The sequence below is a fragment of the Micromonospora sp. CPCC 205539 genome (assembly GCF_036906815.1).
Classification (GTDB): domain Bacteria; phylum Actinomycetota; class Actinomycetes; order Mycobacteriales; family Micromonosporaceae; genus Micromonospora.
In genome coordinates this window covers 78031-93391 of record NZ_JBAKHW010000021.1, presented here as the reverse complement: position 1 = coordinate 93391, position 15361 = coordinate 78031, and the positions used below count along the sequence as shown (strand labels likewise).

The following is a 15361-nucleotide window of genomic DNA, read 5'->3' as shown; positions in this document are numbered from 1 at the left end:
GCAGTTTTCCCGAAGTTGCGCGGATCAAGGACGCGGCGCGCGCAAGCGGCGCGCAGTTCGCGCGAGGCGGCGAGGCCAAGGGCGGGTGAAGGTCAGAGCGGAATGTTGCCGTGCTTCTTCGGCGGAAGGGTTTCGCGCTTGGTGCGGAGAACGCGGAGCGCCCGGACGATCTGGGTCCGCGTCTCGTGCGGCGCGATCACCGAGTCGACGTACCCCCGCTCGGCCGCCACGTACGGGTTGGCCAGGGTGTCCTCGTACTCGGCGATCTTCTCGGCGCGCACCGCCGCCGGGTCCTCGGCGCCGGCCAACTCGGAGCGGTAGAGGATGTTCACCGCGCCCTGCGCGCCCATCACCGCGATCTGCGCGGTCGGCCAGGCGAAGTTCAGGTCCGCGCCGAGGTGCTTCGAGCCCATCACGTCGTACGCCCCGCCGTAGGCCTTGCGGGTGATCACGGTGACCTTGGGGACGGTCGCCTCGGCGTACGCGTAGATGAGCTTGGCGCCCCGGCGGATGATGCCGTCCCACTCCTGGCCGGTGCCGGGCAGGAAGCCGGGTACGTCCACGAAGGTCAGCACCGGGATGTTGAACGCGTCGCAGGTGCGGACGAACCGCGCGGCCTTCTCCGAGGCGGCGATGTCCAGGGTGCCGGCGAAGTGCATCGGCTGGTTGGCGACCACGCCGACCGGGCGCCCCTCGACCCGGCCGTAGCCGACGACGATGTTCTGCGCGTAGAGCGGCTGGACCTCGAGGAACTCCCCGTCGTCGAGGACGTGCTCGAGGACGGTGTGCATGTCGTACGGCTGGTTGGCGGAGTCCGGGATCAGCGTGTCCAGCTCCCGGTCGTCGTCGCTGATGGCGAGGTCGGCGGTGGCCTCCAGGACCACCGGCTCGTCGAGGTTGTTCGACGGCAGGTACGACAGCAGCGCCTTGACGTAGTCGACCGCGTCCTCCTCGTCGGTGGCGAGGTAGTGCGCGTTGCCGCTGCGCGTGTTGTGCGTACGGGCCCCGCCCAGCTCCTCCATGCCGACGTCCTCGCCGGTCACCGTCTTGATCACGTCCGGACCGGTGATGAACATGTGCGAGGTCTGGTCGACCATCACGGTGAAGTCGGTGACCGCCGGGGAGTAGACCGCGCCGCCGGCGCAGGGCCCCATGACCAGCGAGATCTGCGGGACGACGCCGGAGGCCCGAACGTTGCGGAAGAAGATCTCGCCGTAGAGGCCGAGCGAGACCACACCCTCCTGGATGCGCGCCCCGCCGGAGTCGTTGATGCCGACCACCGGGCAGCCGATCTTCATGGCCAGGTCCATCAGCTTGACGATCTTCGCGCCGAAGACCTCACCGAGCGAACCGCCGAAGACCGTGAAGTCCTGTGCGAAGACGCAGACCTGCCGGCCGTCCACGGTGCCGTAGCCGGTGACCACGCCGTCGCCGTACGGGCGGTTCTTCTCCAACCCGAAGGCCGTCGACCGGTGCCGGGCCAGCTCGTCCAGCTCGACGAAGGAGCCCTCGTCGAGCAGCAGTTCGATCCGCTCGCGGGCCGTCTTCTTGCCCCGCGCGTGCTGCTTCTCGACCGCGCGCGCCGATCCGGCGTGCACCGCCTCGTCAACCCGGCGCTCCAGGTCCGCCAGCTTGCCCGCGGTGCTGTGGATGTTGATCCCGGTCTCGGTAGTCACCCAGGGAATATAACGATGGTTCAGGTCGACGCGGCTGTGCAGTACACCTCAGTGCGGCTGCGATCACCGCCGTAGGCTGACGGGATGCCGGGCTCCCCGTACTCCGACCTTGACCGCCCGCCGTTGTCGGCGGCCCGGCTGCGGCGTGCGCTGGTCGCCCCGCACGGCCCGTGGGCCCGGTTGGAACTGCGCGCCGAGACCGGCTCCACGAACGCCGACGTGGCCGAGGCGGCCGAGGCCGGCGAACCGGAGGGCCTGGTCGTGGTCGCCGAGCGGCAGACCGCTGGGCGCGGCCGTCGCGGGCGGGTGTGGCAGTCGCCGCCGCGGGCCGGCATCGCCACCAGTGTGCTGCTGCGGCCCGGCGAGGCCCTGCCGGGCCGCGGCTGGTCGCCAGCGCCGCCCACGGGGTACGGGTGGCTGCCGTTGCTGGCCGGCGTCGCGCTGGTCGAGGCGGTGGCCCGCCTGGCCGAGCTGGAGGCCACCCTGAAGTGGCCCAACGACCTGCTGATCGGTGACGCCAAGTGCGCGGGTGTGCTGGCCGAAGCGGTGCCTGGGCGTTCGCCGGCCCAGCCGCCAGCCATCGTGCTGGGCATCGGGCTCAACGTGACGCTGCGCGCCGACGAGCTGCCAGTGAATCCCACCGGGCTGCCGGCGACCTCGCTGCAACTGGCCGGCGCGACGGCCACCGACCGGGATCCGCTGCTGCGGGCGCTGCTGCGCGGGATCGCCGACTGGTACGACCGCTGGCGTGCCGCCGGTGGAGACGCGGTGGCCAGTGGCCTGCGCGACGCCTACCTGGCGGCCTGCTCCACGGTCGGCCGCGAGGTGCGGGTCCTGCTGCCCGGTGGCGACGACCTGACCGGCACCGCCACCGGGGTCGACCCCGACGGTCAGCTTTTGGTCACCACCGCCGCCGGTGATCGTGCACTGGCCGCCGGTGACGTCCTCCACCTGCGCTGATCCGTGCTCGCGGCGGGAGCTGGGATTACCAGCGGGTTGCAAGATCACTAAGTGTGTGGTCGGGCCGCGTGGCGGATGTTGTGGGGGGAGCTGGGGGGTTTACGGTCAGCGCGTCTGTTTCTGCGTTGGAGGTTGCCGTGGCTTTCCCCGAAGACGTGCTCACTGAAGACGAGCACGTCGTGTTGCACCTGCACCCGCACTGGAAGGCGCTGATCCGGCCGATCGCGGTGCTGGTGCTGGCCATCGCCGCGGTGGTGGTCGGCGTACTCCTGCTGCCCGAGACCAGCGGTGGCTCGATCGGGCTGGCGGTGATCGGGCTGATCGCCCTGATCGCGGTGGTCTGGCTCGGGCTGCGGCCGTTCTTGATCTGGCGCACCACCCACTACCTGTTCACCAACGAGCGGGTGCTGCTCCAGAAGGGTGTCTTCTCCCGGGATCGGCGGGACATCCCGCTCACCCGGATCAACGACCATTCCATGAACCAGCGTTTCCTCGAGCGGATGCTCGGCTGCGGCACGCTCACCATCGAGTCCGCAGGCGAGCGCGGCCAGTCGGTGCTCGAGGACGTGCCGTCGGTCGGCAAGGTGCAGACCCGCCTGTACGAGCTGGTCGAGGCGCAGCAGGACAAGCACTCGCTGGGCGACGGGGAGATGCGCGACATCCTCGCCGACATGCGCGAGGGCAAGCCGCTGCGCGACACCACGAGCTGATCTCGCTGGCCCCCGCGACCGTCTCGGCCACCGCGCTGGGGCGGAGCGGGGGAGCTCAGTCCGGTGACTCGGTCTCGGCAGGGAGCTCGGTCGGGCGCAGGGCGAACCAGCCACGGAAGCGGAGCCGCAGCACCTCCTGCTCGGGCCGGTCGTCCGCGCCGAGGCGGAGCATGGTGCCGGTCAGGCTGGCGGTGCCGAGACCCGGTCGGGCGGTGGAGGGCCGTGCGCCCATCACGTCGACCCGTACGGCGAGTCGGTCCCCGGCGCGTACCGGGGCGAGCCAGCGCAGCTCCTCCAGGCCGGGGGAGGCGTCCGCCGCCGCCCGGGACAACAGATGGTCGACGTACGCCCGCATGAACAGGCTGACCGTGTAGAAGCCGCTGGCGATCAGCCCGCCGTGCGGGCTCGCCTCGGCCAGTTCCGGGTCGACGTGATACCACTGCGGGTCGAAGCGGCGGGCGAACGCGACCATCTCGTCGCCGTCCACGGTCACCACGCCGAGGTCGACGGTGAGCCCGGGCACGAGGTCTTCGAAGAACAGTTCGGCGGTGCCTCCGGTGCCGGAGCGCGTGGTGGGTGGAATCACCGGCGGGGCGCGCGGCGGGTGGCGGCGGTGTGCAGCTCCGCGGCGAGTTCCGCGTCCAGGTCGGCCGTCATGTCGTTCAACGGCGCCTGCCGCCCCTGAGCTGGCGTGCCGTTCACACCTGGCGGGCGTGCGGCGGGCGGCGGATGCTCCTCCGCCAGCTCGTCTTCCTCCAGCTCGGAGACCGTCTCGGCCAGTTCGGCCACCGGGTCCATCTCGGCCAGGTTGTCCCACTCGTCACGCGGGATGTCGTGCCAGCTCGGCTCGGGCTCGGCCGGCTCGACGGGTTGGAAGACGAAGGTCCGGTACGACCAGAACCGGAACAGGGTGGCCAGCAGGACGCCGCCGGTCTTGGCCACGTTCAGCGCCAGCAGGCCGGTCACGCCAAATCCGTACTTGGCCGCAGCCACGGCTCCCAGCTCGATGAGCAGGCCAGCACCGTTGAACAGGAAAAATAGGATGTATTCGCGGCGAAGCGCCGATTTCGGGCGATCCCGGTACGTCCAGTGGCGATTCATTAGATACGACGTGATCGTGGCCACGATGGTCGCGATCACGGTGGCCTTCAACTGACCGTCGTGGAAGACGGTGAGTGCAAGGACATTGAACACCACGTAATTGATGACGGTGTTGATGCCGCCGACGATGCCGAATTTGAGCGCCTCGTGGATGAACTTCTGCCAGCGCTCAGGCAGCAGACGGACAAGACGCATGCGGAACACCTTAAGGCAGTCGGAGAGGCCGGCGATCACCGGCCGGACGTGGTGGGCGGCAGGTCACGCCCGGTGGTCTCGGTCGTGCTTCACCTGCGGAACGATCGGGGTTCCCGCTTCGATGAAGACGAACCGCCGGTACGACCAGAATCGGAACAGCGTGCCGAGGCCCGTGCCGACGATGAAGCTGGAGACGTTGTCGGCCAGCCGCGTCTGGAACACGGCCGGCCAGATGCTGCCCAGCCCGTAGCGGCTGATCGCGAGGCAGGCCACCGCGATGCCGAGGCCGACCGCGTTGAAGAAGAAGAACAGCGCGTACTCGCGCGCCGGGTTGCTCCGTAGACGGTGTCGCCACGTCCAGAAGCGGTTGCCGACGAAGGCGACAGTGGCCGCCAGGATGGTGGAGATCGTCTTGGCCGTCAGCTCTTCGACGCCGCGCGCGCTCGTCAGGTAGTTGAAGAGCGCGAAGTCGATGAGGAAGGCGATGCCGCCCACCGTGGCGAACTTGCTCAGCTCGCGGACGAGGTGACCGAAGCGGTCGATCAGCGCGCCAACCAGACCCGGTCGGGTCTGCCGGGAACCCGGTTGCTCCCCGGTCATCGTCTCGGCCACGGGCCGAGCCTACCGGCTGATGACACGCGCGCGGGGTAGCAACGGCCGTTGCACGCAGCGTAACTAACGGGGAGGAGTGACGCGCCCCGGAACGGGAATCCACGGATCGGTCGGCGGGGCCGGTCCGTGGCCCCACCGCACACGCGTTCGCCGGGGGTGCACAACATGATTTGCGTGAAACTGCGCAGAAAAGCGGGTATCAGATCGTGATGCCGCAGCGTGACCGTAGCTTGTGCAGTTCTTCACAACCAGTCCCACTGACTCCGCAGGCCGCCCGGTTTACGCTGAGCCCAATCCCAGGTTTCCACGAAGGCGCCGCATCGCGACGTCGAGACTCGTGCATCCCATAGATCGGTCAGCGTCGACCACAAGGAGATGTGTCATGGTTGCTCCGGCTGTTGTTCGGGGTATTGATCAGGCCCCGACGTCCCACCCCAAACTGCTCGCCTGGGTCCGTGAGGTCGCAGAACTGACCACCCCCGACCGGGTCGTCTGGGTGGACGGGTCCGACGAGGAGTGGCGTCGCCTCACCGACGAGCTGGTCGAGGCCGGCACCTTGATCCGGCTCAACCCCGAGAAGAAGCCCAACTCCTTCTATGCCCGCACCGACCCGACGGACGTCGCCCGGGTCGAGGAGCGCACCTTCATCTGCTCTGTCGACGAGGCGGACGCCGGCCCCACCAACAACTGGATGGCGCCAGCCGAGATGAAGCGGACGATGACCGAGCTGTACCGCGGCTCGATGCGCGGTCGCACCATGTACGTCATTCCGTTCGTCATGGGTCCGGTCGAAGCGGAGAGCCCGATGTTCGGCGTCGAGGTCACCGACAGCCCGTACGTGGTCGCCTCGATGCGCATCATGACCCGGATGGGCGCCAAGGTCCTCGAGGCGATGGGTGACGACGCGAACTTCGTGCACGCGCTGCACTCGATCGGCGCTCCGCTCGCGCCCGGCCAGCAGGACGTCCCCTGGCCGGCCAACGAGACGAAGTACATCTCGCATTTCCCGGAGACCCGGGAGATCTGGTCCTACGGCTCCGGCTACGGCGGAAACTCGCTGCTGGGCAAGAAGTGCTACTCGCTGCGGATCGCCAGCGTGATGGGCCGGGACGAGGGCTGGCTCGCCGAGCACATGCTGATCCTGAAGATCACCTCACCGGAGGGGCGCGTCCACCACATCGCTGGCGCCTTCCCGTCCGCCTGCGGCAAGACCAACCTGGCCATGGTGGAGCCGACCATCCCCGGCTGGAAGGTCGAGACCATCGGCGACGACATCGCCTGGATGCGGTTCGGCCCGGACGGCCGGCTGTACGCGGTCAACCCGGAGTACGGCCTGTTCGGCGTCGCACCCGGCACCGACTGGAAGACCAACGCCAACGCGATGCGCACGCTGGACCGGGGCAACTCCATCTTCACCAACGTGGGCCTCACCGACGACGGTGACATCTGGTGGGAGGGAATGGGTGAGCCGCCGGCGCACCTGATCGACTGGAAGGGCAACGACTGGACGCCGGAGAGCGACAGCCTCTCCTCGCACGCGAACAGCCGGTTCTGCACCCCGATCACCCAGTGCCCGATCCTCGCCGACGAGTACTTCGACCCGAACGGCGTGCCGATCGACGCGATCCTCTTCGGTGGCCGCCGTCGGGACACCATCCCGCTGGTCACCGAGGCCCGCGACTGGGTGCACGGCGTCTACATGGGTGCGACGCTCTCGTCGGAGACCACCGCCGCCGCCTCCGGCGCGGTCGGCGTGGTCCGCCGTGACCCGATGGCGATGCTGCCGTTCATCGGCTACAACGCCGGTGACTACTTCCGGCACTGGATCGAGATGGGCAAGGGCACCGACGGCGACGAGGCGAAGCTGCCGAAGATCTACTACGTCAACTGGTTCCGCAAGGACCCGGAGGGCTCCTTCCTCTGGCCGGGCTTCGGCGAGAACTCCCGGGTGCTCAAGTGGGTCGTCGAGCGGCTCGAGGGTCGCGCCGACGCGGTGGAGACCCCGGTCGGCATGGTCCCGGCCCCGGACGCGCTGGACGTCGAGGGTCTGGACATGACCCCGGAGGACGTCCGGATCGCGCTCAAGGTCGACCCGGACGAGTGGCGCAACGAGCTGCCGCTGGTCACCGAGTGGTTCGAGAAGTTCGGTGACAAGCTGCCCGGCGTGCTCTGGGCCGAACTGGACGCGCTGCGGGCCCGCCTGGACGCCGCGCAGCCGCAACGCTAGGTGTGAACCCCGCCCAGCGCGGGCATCACCGGATCCCATGAGGACGGCCGCCGAGACCGAGGTTCGGCGGCCGTCCGCCGTCCGGGTGCTCACCATCCTGCTCGCGACGACCGCCGCGGCGACCGTCGTGGTCGAGCTGCTCAACTGGTGGTACGCCCCGGAGCAGGGCTTCGGGCTGGCGGTCCGCACCGGCTGGGCGATGCTGCGCTCGTTCGGCTTCCTCCTGCTGATCGGGCACGTGCGGCGGGGCCGGACGGTGGCCCGCCCGTTCGGGCTGATCCTCGCGGTCACCACGATCTTCGCCGTCGGGCGGTTGATCGTGCCCCGGCAGGGGATGCCACCGCTGCCCGGGTTGCTGGGCTTCGCGGCGTTGACCGCGCTCTGTGCGGCGGTGGTCCTGCTGCTCTACCGCTCGTCGGCCCTGGCCGGGCACCTGGTCCGGCACCGGCCCCGGCTGGTCATCGACCGGGCCGGCGTCTCCTGGCGGGAGACCCCGCCGCGTCGCCCCCAGGTCAGCGGTTGGTTGTTGACCAGTCGGGTGGCCTCCTTCACCTACAGCCCGCTGATGCTGGTGCCGGCGCTGGTGGCCGGCGGCTCCATCCTGGACGGTCGGTTGGCCGCTGTGCCGGCCGTGCTGTTCTGGTTCGGCGCGGGCATCGCGGCGAGCTACGCGGTGCTGTTCTGCACCGCGTTCCTGATGCGCGGCAAACGCTGGGCGCGTGGCCTGTTGATCGTCGTCACGGCGGCCGTGCTCGCCGTCGACCTGCCGCTCTGCTGGTGGCTGCTGGGCGTGGACGGCCTGGTCCGCGACGGCGGCCCACTGCTCGCGGCAGCCGCCCTGACGATGTACGGACTCTGGCGCGCGGCTCGCGCCGACACCGCCGCCCCGGCCCCGGCCTGACCGACGCCCGCACGGTCTGTCCCACTGCCCCGGACCCGCACCGCCGGGCGTCGAGGCGGTCGTTTGCAATTCGGGCCCCGTGGTTCCGGTCGGCTCGGCCGGGCAGGGGGCAGGATGGCGGTGGCGTCCGTCACAGCGGTCGGCGTCGACCGGCGCAGGCGGATCGTCGGGCGGGGCCGGAGGACGGCCGCGTCGGTGCCAGTCGGAGGGAGACGTCCGGTGAGCGACGAGTTCGACGTGGTGGTGGTCGGCGCGGGGCCGGCCGGGGCGGCGGCCGCGCTGACGGCCCGACGGGCAGGTGCCAGCGTGCTGCTGCTGGACCGGGCCGACTTCCCCCGGGACAAGGCGTGCGGCGATGGCATCGCCGCGCATTCGGTGGATGTGCTCGCCGAGTTGGGAGTGACCGAGGCGGTGGCGGGCTACGCCCCGCTGCCCGCGCTGCGCCTGGTCGCCCCGGGTGGCGGTGCGGTGGCCCGGGCGCTGCCCCGTCCCGCGTACACCGTGCCCCGGGAGGTCTTCGACGCGCGGCTGGTGGCGGCCGCGGTGGCCGCGGGCGCGCAGCTACGCCGGCACACCGTCCGCCGGGTCGAGCCGCGCGTCGACCGGGTGGTGCTCGACGGGGAGCTGTCCGGCCGGGTCGTGGTGGGCGCGGACGGCGCGGCGTCGGTGGTGCGGCGGGCGCTCGGCCACCCGGCGAACCCCGACCGGCACCTGGCGCTGGCCATCCGGGGGTACGCGCCGGCACTGCCCGGGCCGCCCGAGCAGCTCATCGTCACCTCGCAGGCGCGCTGGCCGGCGTACGCCTGGTCGTTTCCGATCGGCGACGGCCGGGCGAACGTGGGGTACGGGGAGGTGCTGCGCGGCGAGCCGCTGAGCCGGGCGTACCTGTTGGACCGGCTGGCCGCGCTGCTGCCGCGCACCGACCCGGCGACGGTGACCGCGCTGCGCGCCCACCACCTGCCGCTGTCCACGCACCGGCCAGCTCCGGGGCGGGGCCGCACCCTGCTGGCGGGGGACGCGTTGTCGCTGATCAATCCGTTCACCGGGGAGGGCATCTTCTACGCGCTGCTCTCCGGCGCGTTGGCCGGGGAAGCGGCGGCCCGATCGCCCGAGGGTGCCGCCCGCCGTTACGCCGGCGCCCTCCGTCGTCGCCTCGGCACCCACCTGCGCCACAGCTCGGTGGCGGCCTGGCTGGCGCGGCGTCGACGGGTGGTCGACGCGGCGGTCCGTGCAGCGCGTCGGGACGACCGGGTATTCGACGACGTGGTCGAGTTGGGGCTGGGCGACGGGCGGCTCACCGCCCGTACCTTGACCATGATCGGCATCGGACTGCCCGTCGGGGATCGGGCTCCCCGGCGGTGATCCGTCCGGTGGGTCGCTACGCTGCTAGGTGATGACGCTGCGGAATCTTATCTACTCCGTGTACGAGCGCCGGCTCACGGCGAAGCTCGCGGGTAAGCCGGTGCCCCGGCACGTCGGGGTCATGTGCGACGGAAACCGCAGGTGGGCGAAGGAAATGGGCTTCCTCGACCCGAACGACGGGCACCGGGTCGGCGCTGCCAAGATCAAGCATCTTCTCGGTTGGTGCGACCAGGCCGGTGTCGGGCACGTCACCCTCTACCTGCTGGCCACCGACAACCTGCGCCGACCGGCCAGCGAGCTTGATCCGCTCCTCAAGATCATTGAGGACCTGGTGGTCGAGCTCGCCGAGGAGGGCAACCCCTGGCGGCTGCGCATCGTCGGGGCGCTCGACCTGCTGCCGGCGCAGACCGCGGCGGCGCTCAAGGGTGCCGAGGAACGCACCCGGGAGCGCAGCGGCGGCGCGGAGGTCAACATCGCGGTGGGCTACGGCGGTCGGCGCGAGATCACCGACGCGGTCCGGTCGCTGCTCCTGGAGCACGCCGCCACCGGCGGCACCATCGAGGAGTTGGCCGAGGTGCTGGACGTCGAGCACATCGCGGAACACCTCTACACCCGCGGTCAGCCCGACCCTGACCTGGTCATCCGCACCAGCGGCGAGCAGCGCCTGTCCGGCTTCATGCTCTGGCAGTCCGCGCACTCGGAGTTCTACTTCTGCGAGCTCAACTGGCCGGATTTCCGGCATATCGACTTCCTGCGGGCACTGCGCTCGTACGCCACCCGTCAGCGCCGCTACGGCGTCTGAGCGGCAGCGCCCGTCGGGGCGACTGCGCGCTCAGTGGACGGGCCCGTTCAGGGCAGGTGCGTGAGCGCCCGGGTGAGAAAGTCGCCCAGGGCGGCCGGAGACTCGATCGTCAGGTCGGCGGCGTTGGCCACCTCGTGGCCGGTCTCCGGATTGGCCACCGCGACGCAGACGTCGAGGAAGTCCGGGTCGGCGGCGGCCCGGGCGCGCAGCGCGGCGAACGCCTTGATGTCCGAGACGTCGTCGCCGAAGTACCAGGCGCCGGTGGCGTCGCGGATCACCTCGCCGATGACCATGCCCTTGTCCCGGTCGACCGGCGGCTTGAGCTCCAGCACCATCCGCCCGGCCTGCACCCGCAGCCCCAGCCGGTCGGCCTGCGCCTGCCCCCACTGCTGGACGGTCGCACCGAGCTGCGGCGCGGTACGCCAGTGCAGCGCGACCGAGAGCCGCTTGAACTCGACCAGACTGCCGGGCGGCAGCTCCGCCCTGGCCAGGTCGGCGAGCTCCGCCATGGTCGGCACCCAGGGCAGCGCGGCCGGCTCGGTGACGGTCTCGCCACCGGAGTGGCTGTGCTCCAGCCCGTAGAGGCCGTAGAGGTCTACCCCGGTCAGGCCGCCGAGGCGGTCCCGGAGGAACTCCACCGGTCGGGCGGAGACGATCGCGACCCGCTGCACCACCAGCGCCAGCGCCTCGATCGCGGCCAGCACCTTCGGGGCCGGCCAGACCGCGGTCGGGTCGTCGTCGACGGGCGCGAGCGTGCCGTCGAAGTCGAAGAAGAGCACGGTCCCGGCTGCCCGGCCGGCGGTTATCCGCCATGCCTGGTCGGCGTTCAACGGGGTCCGAGGCTGCTGATTGCCTAGATTCAACGGCGGCACGCGCGTCAGCGTACCCCGGCTTTGGAGGCTCAATCCTGGCCGAGTGGACCCGCTCGGTGGCGCGCGGTCAGCGTTCGGCGGCTCCCCGTCCGCGACGCCCGAACGGCACGACCGCCGCCTCCTGGCCATGGCTCAGGAGATAGCCCTCCACGAAGCCGGTGTTGCGATCTCCGGTGTGGTGCTCGATCTCGTTGAGCCGGGCGACCAGGAACTCGGTGAGCGCGCTGAGCCGGTTGTTGAGTCGTTCGTGCAGCTCGGCCACGACAGCCAGGATGACGGCGGTGCCGGCGGTGGTGAGCACGAAAAGGTTGACGAGCAGCGGCAGCTGCCCGCCGTTGACCGCGAGGGTCACGATGTTGCCGGTCGCCCACAATGTCATCGACACCGTGGCGACCACGACTGCCAACCACTTCAGGGTCATGGACAGACCCCTCCTTCTGTCCCGCAGGGCTGGGTTCGGCCTTGTCCCGTCCCCCCGCCGACGACGAGCCCAAGCAGTACGAATAGGGACGCTAGTCTGCTCGTTCCGGCCCCGGAGCCAAACGAATGAACCTGATCAGCCGTTCTTTCGCCATCTGAGGAACTAGCCGGCCTGATTGCCTCTTTTTCGGACATCGACCGGCAGCGTTGGGCGATATGCGAGGTATCTAATCGTTTCGCGGATGTGGAACTTCTCCGCGTCCGACACGTTGGGATCGACCAGACGGCGCAGTAGCGCCTCCACGTCCGGGTCCATCGGCGGGGCTGGTTGACCGGCGCGCGGGCCGGCCGCGGTGCGGTCCCAGCCGAGCGCGGCGAACGCCGCGGCCGGGTTCAGGCCCAGGCCCTCGCAGAACGCGACGACGCGCTCGGCTTCGGGATCGCTGGCCCAGTCGCCGCGGACCCAGCGGTTGATGGTCTGTCGGGAGACGCCCGTGCGTCGGGACACCTCGGTGCCACTCCAGGCGCGGGTCGCTCGAGCCTCGTCGAGCGCGCGCCGGACGAAGGTGGCGAAGGCGATCTTCCGCGCATTGGCCGTCTCGGTCACCCCGTGACGGTACGGCCACTCAGTCGTTGATGGGGGCCCTGGCACGCCACTGTCACGTAGACGTGACGATTCATTCGGATTTCCGGTAAACGATCCAGTGCCGTTGTGGAGGGGTCTCACGCGGGCAGAATAGATGCCTTTAGAGGCCGCGGTAAACGTACGAAAAGCTGATACTGTCACGCTCATGGGACAACCTACGGTGTGTCACGTGCATGAGACGACTGTTGCTCACATGCGTCACCACCCCGGAGCCAGGGGGGTGTGGTGACCGAACTCGCCACCCGTGGCCAGGCCTTCGGGCTGATCGCCGAGGGGGTCGCCGCAGGGCTGAGTGCCCCATGGCGGCTCTACCTCGCCCGAGGCTGCCGCTACCTGTCGCTGAGCGTCGGCGACCGCGCCGAGTGGAACGCCTGGCGTACCCATCTCGGCTGCCCGGAACTCAGTGTCCGGGTGTACGACGCCGGCGGCGAGATCCGTCGGTCCTCGGTCGCCGAGGTCGTGCTGGACGGCTGCCGGATCAGCGTCGAGCTGGTCGAGGAGGTCAGCACCGACGACCTGGACCGACTGCTGGTCGCGGATCCCACGACGGTTCAGCCCACGACGGTCGAGCCCACCACGGTCGAGCCGGAGGAGCGATGACCGGGTCCCCGGGGCGGTTCGGAGCCGCCCGATGAGCCCGTTCCTCGCGGTCTTCCTCGTCCTGGTGCTCGGGGCGACCAGCTATGCGGCGGGCCGGCTGCACGGCCAGCTCAGCTACCGCATCGGCTACCGCTTCGGCTACCGGCAGGGCTACTTCGACGGCGACCGGGGCGCCTGGAACCGACGACGCCGCGACGCCCAGGCCGCGATCGCGTCCGCACTCTCGGTCTCGACGGCGGGCGTCGTCCGTTCCGCCGGCACCGTGACCCGCCCCGCCACCGTGGCCCGACCCGGCACGACCTATACCGGCTCGTCGTTCACCGCGCCGGCCGCCCCGATCACCGGGCGGCACCCAACCGGCACGCTCGTGCGACGAACCGGTTGAGGCCGGTCGGCGGGCCGCTGGACGCGGTTCCGTCGACCGGCCACCCGAGCACGGTGCGACGTCCGCGGCGGACACGCACCGTCGGGGCCACGTCAGACCGGTGACGGTGGTCCCACCGGCCGGGATGCGCGCAGGGGGCATGCATCCCGGCCGGGCCCGCCGCTCCTTCGGGGGCGTGGTGTTCCTGGCGCGTACCTGTTCACGTGGGTGACTTCGAAGATCCACGATCGACCTCTAGCCGGGACGGTCCGCCGCCGCTAGCGTCTAGGCATGGCACGGGGTTCTCCCGAGCCAACCGGTCCGCCCGGACCTGCGACCTCGCGCATGGGGCCCGCATCCGACCCCGTGTCTCCGGGCACCGGACGAGGCGGAACACGGGTGGCCGGGTGCCCATCCGTCGGAGCAGGCCTGTGACGACTCGCCGTACCACCGCCGGTGCCGACCAGACCCCGGCCGCGTCTGCCACGACTCGCCGCGCCACCCGGAGCCGCCGTACGGCGGCCGCGGCGCCGGCCGACGCCAAGGAGCCCCGACCAGCCGGCCAGGCCTTCGTCCTGGACACCTCCGTGCTGCTCTCCGACCCGGCGGCGTTCCACCGGTTCGCCGAGCACGAGGTGGTGCTGCCACTGGTGGTGATCACCGAGCTGGAGGGAAAGCGGCACCATCCGGAGTTGGGCTGGTTCGCCCGGCAGTCGTTGCGCATGCTCGACGAGCTGCGGATCCAGCACGGCCGGCTGGATCGACCGGTGCCGGCCAACGACGCCGGTGGCACGTTGCGGGTCGAGCTCAACCACACCGATGACGGGGTGCTGCCGCCCGGTTTCCGCACCGAGAGCAACGACGCCCGCATCCTCTCCGTGGCGCTCAACCTCGCCGGCGAGGGTCGGGAGGTCACCCTGGTCAGCAAGGACATGCCACTGCGCGTCAAGGCCGCCTCGGTGGGCCTGCGGGCCGACGAGTACCGGCACGGCCAGGCCAGCGACCCCACCTGGACCGGCATGTCCGAGTTGGAGTTGGGCGAGGAGCAGATCGGCAAGCTGTACGCGGGAGAGTCGCTCGACCTCGACGAGGCGGCGGGGCTGCCCTGCCACACCGGCCTGGTGCTGCACTCGACGCGCGGCTCCGCACTCGGGCGGGTGCTGCCGGACAAGTCGGTCCGCCTGGTCCGGGGCGATCGGGAGGCGTTCGGGCTGCACGGCCGCTCGGCCGAGCAGCGGGTCGCCCTCGACCTGCTGCTCGACGAGTCGATCGGGATCGTCTCACTGGGCGGCCGGGCCGGCACCGGCAAGTCGGCGTTGGCGCTCTGCGCCGGGCTGGAGGCGGTCATGGAGCGCCGCCGGCACAAGAAGGTGATCGTTTTCCGCCCGCTGTACGCCGTCGGCGGCCAGGAGCTGGGCTACCTGCCCGGTTCGGAGTCGGAGAAGATGTCGCCGTGGGCCCAGGCGGTCTTCGACACCCTCGGCGCCGTGGTGCACGAGAACGTGCTGGAGGAGGTCACCTCGCGGGGCATCCTCGAGGTGCTGCCGCTGACCCACATCCGCGGCCGCAGCCTGCACGACGCCTTCGTGATCGTGGACGAGGCCCAGTCGTTGGAGCGGGGGGTGTTGCTGACCGTGCTGTCCCGGATCGGGCAGGGCTCCCGGGTGGTGCTCACCCACGACGTGGCCCAGCGCGACAATCTGCGGGTCGGCCGGCACGACGGGGTGACCGCGGTCATCGAGGCGCTGAAGGGCCATCCGCTCTTCGCCCACGTCACGCTCAGCCGTTCGGAGCGGTCGCCGATCGCCGCCATGGTGACGGATCTGTTGGAGGACATACCGCTCTGAGCATACTTATGGGGGGTTTCGTCCGCATTCTCTTTGTGGTGCAGGTCACAAACACGCCCGTTGGTT

General features: G+C 70.6%; 16 protein-coding genes. 9 read left to right on the top strand and 7 right to left on the bottom strand.

Going from position 1 to position 15361, the window contains the following annotated elements; all coding sequences use genetic code 11:
- Positions 1-92: 92 nt before the first annotated feature.
- The gene (locus V6V47_RS19915) at positions 93-1676 is read right to left on the bottom strand and encodes an acyl-CoA carboxylase subunit beta (RefSeq protein ID WP_334629790.1); all 1584 of its coding nucleotides are present in this window, start codon (positions 1674-1676) and stop codon (positions 93-95) included.
- An 84-nt stretch (positions 1677-1760) separates the two neighbouring features.
- Here V6V47_RS19915 and V6V47_RS19910 point away from each other — a divergent pair, with 84 nt between their 5' ends.
- Positions 1761-2636 (top strand): biotin--[acetyl-CoA-carboxylase] ligase, encoded by an 876-nt coding sequence (locus V6V47_RS19910; RefSeq protein ID WP_334629789.1) that lies wholly within the window; start codon positions 1761-1763, stop codon positions 2634-2636.
- Between the two features lie 137 nt (positions 2637-2773).
- Positions 2774-3346, top strand: coding sequence for a PH domain-containing protein (locus V6V47_RS19905; RefSeq protein ID WP_334629788.1), 573 nt, complete (start codon positions 2774-2776; stop codon positions 3344-3346).
- Between the two features lie 55 nt (positions 3347-3401).
- Here the strand turns inward: V6V47_RS19905 and V6V47_RS19900 are convergent, their stop codons facing one another.
- The 3 genes from V6V47_RS19900 to V6V47_RS19890 all read right to left on the bottom strand — a co-directional run bounded on the left by V6V47_RS19900 (position 3402) and on the right by V6V47_RS19890 (position 5242).
- The gene (locus V6V47_RS19900; protein ID WP_334629787.1) at positions 3402-3932 is read right to left on the bottom strand and encodes a MaoC/PaaZ C-terminal domain-containing protein; all 531 of its coding nucleotides are present in this window, start codon (positions 3930-3932) and stop codon (positions 3402-3404) included.
- Positions 3929-4642, bottom strand: a complete 714-nt coding sequence (locus V6V47_RS19895; protein ID WP_334629841.1) for a GtrA family protein — start codon at positions 4640-4642, stop codon at positions 3929-3931. Before V6V47_RS19895 ends, V6V47_RS19900 begins: the two co-directional genes overlap by 4 nt.
- 63 nt (positions 4643-4705) lie before the next feature.
- Positions 4706-5242, bottom strand: coding sequence for a GtrA family protein (locus tag V6V47_RS19890; RefSeq protein WP_442934269.1), 537 nt, complete (start codon positions 5240-5242; stop codon positions 4706-4708).
- A 394-nt stretch (positions 5243-5636) separates the two neighbouring features.
- Here V6V47_RS19890 and V6V47_RS19885 point away from each other — a divergent pair, with 394 nt between their 5' ends.
- From V6V47_RS19885 to V6V47_RS19870, 4 genes are all read left to right on the top strand, one after another.
- Complete coding sequence (locus V6V47_RS19885; RefSeq protein ID WP_334629786.1) at positions 5637-7481, top strand: phosphoenolpyruvate carboxykinase (GTP); 1845 nt, start codon at positions 5637-5639, stop codon at positions 7479-7481.
- A gap of 37 nt (positions 7482-7518) precedes the next feature.
- The gene (locus V6V47_RS19880; RefSeq protein WP_334629785.1) at positions 7519-8382 is read left to right on the top strand and encodes a hypothetical protein; all 864 of its coding nucleotides are present in this window, start codon (positions 7519-7521) and stop codon (positions 8380-8382) included.
- Positions 8383-8601: 219 nt separating this feature from the next.
- Positions 8602-9744, top strand: coding sequence for an NAD(P)/FAD-dependent oxidoreductase (locus V6V47_RS19875; protein ID WP_334629784.1), 1143 nt, complete (start codon positions 8602-8604; stop codon positions 9742-9744).
- Positions 9745-9775: 31 nt separating this feature from the next.
- The gene (locus tag V6V47_RS19870) at positions 9776-10546 is read left to right on the top strand and encodes an isoprenyl transferase (RefSeq protein ID WP_334629783.1); all 771 of its coding nucleotides are present in this window, start codon (positions 9776-9778) and stop codon (positions 10544-10546) included.
- Positions 10547-10593: 47 nt separating this feature from the next.
- Here V6V47_RS19870 and otsB read toward each other — a convergent pair whose 3' ends face one another.
- The 3 genes from otsB to V6V47_RS19855 form a co-directional block, all read right to left on the bottom strand.
- On the bottom strand, positions 10594-11418 hold the full coding sequence (gene otsB, locus V6V47_RS19865; protein ID WP_334629782.1) for a trehalose-phosphatase: 825 nt from the start codon (positions 11416-11418) through the stop codon (positions 10594-10596).
- 67 nt (positions 11419-11485) lie between these two features.
- Positions 11486-11839, bottom strand: coding sequence for a hypothetical protein (locus V6V47_RS19860; RefSeq protein ID WP_334629781.1), 354 nt, complete (start codon positions 11837-11839; stop codon positions 11486-11488).
- Between the two features lie 162 nt (positions 11840-12001).
- Positions 12002-12445: an XRE family transcriptional regulator gene (locus V6V47_RS19855; RefSeq protein WP_089021730.1), complete on the bottom strand. Its 444-nt coding sequence runs from the start codon at positions 12443-12445 to the stop codon at positions 12002-12004.
- Positions 12446-12709: 264 nt separating this feature from the next.
- Here V6V47_RS19855 and V6V47_RS19850 point away from each other — a divergent pair, with 264 nt between their 5' ends.
- The 3 genes from V6V47_RS19850 (at position 12710) to V6V47_RS19840 (ending at position 15295) form a co-directional block, all read left to right on the top strand.
- The gene (locus V6V47_RS19850; RefSeq protein ID WP_334629780.1) at positions 12710-13084 is read left to right on the top strand and encodes a hypothetical protein; all 375 of its coding nucleotides are present in this window, start codon (positions 12710-12712) and stop codon (positions 13082-13084) included.
- A gap of 31 nt (positions 13085-13115) precedes the next feature.
- Positions 13116-13469 carry a hypothetical protein gene (locus V6V47_RS19845; RefSeq protein ID WP_334629779.1) on the top strand — a complete coding sequence of 118 codons (354 nt, stop codon included), beginning with the start codon at positions 13116-13118 and terminating at the stop codon, positions 13467-13469.
- A gap of 410 nt (positions 13470-13879) precedes the next feature.
- Positions 13880-15295, top strand: coding sequence for a PhoH family protein (locus V6V47_RS19840; protein ID WP_334629778.1), 1416 nt, complete (start codon positions 13880-13882; stop codon positions 15293-15295).
- Positions 15296-15361: the final 66 nt, after the last annotated feature.

Bases quoted from the DNA above. Each gene is read 5' to 3' on its own strand.
- V6V47_RS19910 (WP_334629789.1), top strand. From the start codon at position 1,761: ATGCCGGGCTCCCCGTACTCCGACCTTGACCGCCCGCCGTTGTCGGCG.
- V6V47_RS19895 (WP_334629841.1), bottom strand. From the start codon at position 4,642: ATGCGTCTTGTCCGTCTGCTGCCTGAGCGCTGGCAGAAGTTCATCCAC.
- V6V47_RS19890 (WP_442934269.1), bottom strand. From the start codon at position 5,242: ATGACCGGGGAGCAACCGGGTTCCCGGCAGACCCGACCGGGTCTGGTT.
- V6V47_RS19885 (WP_334629786.1), top strand. From the start codon at position 5,637: ATGGTTGCTCCGGCTGTTGTTCGGGGTATTGATCAGGCCCCGACGTCC.
- V6V47_RS19880 (WP_334629785.1), top strand. From the start codon at position 7,519: ATGAGGACGGCCGCCGAGACCGAGGTTCGGCGGCCGTCCGCCGTCCGG.
- V6V47_RS19870 (WP_334629783.1), top strand. From the start codon at position 9,776: ATGACGCTGCGGAATCTTATCTACTCCGTGTACGAGCGCCGGCTCACG.
- V6V47_RS19860 (WP_334629781.1), bottom strand. From the start codon at position 11,839: ATGACCCTGAAGTGGTTGGCAGTCGTGGTCGCCACGGTGTCGATGACA.
- V6V47_RS19845 (WP_334629779.1), top strand. From the start codon at position 13,116: ATGAGCCCGTTCCTCGCGGTCTTCCTCGTCCTGGTGCTCGGGGCGACC.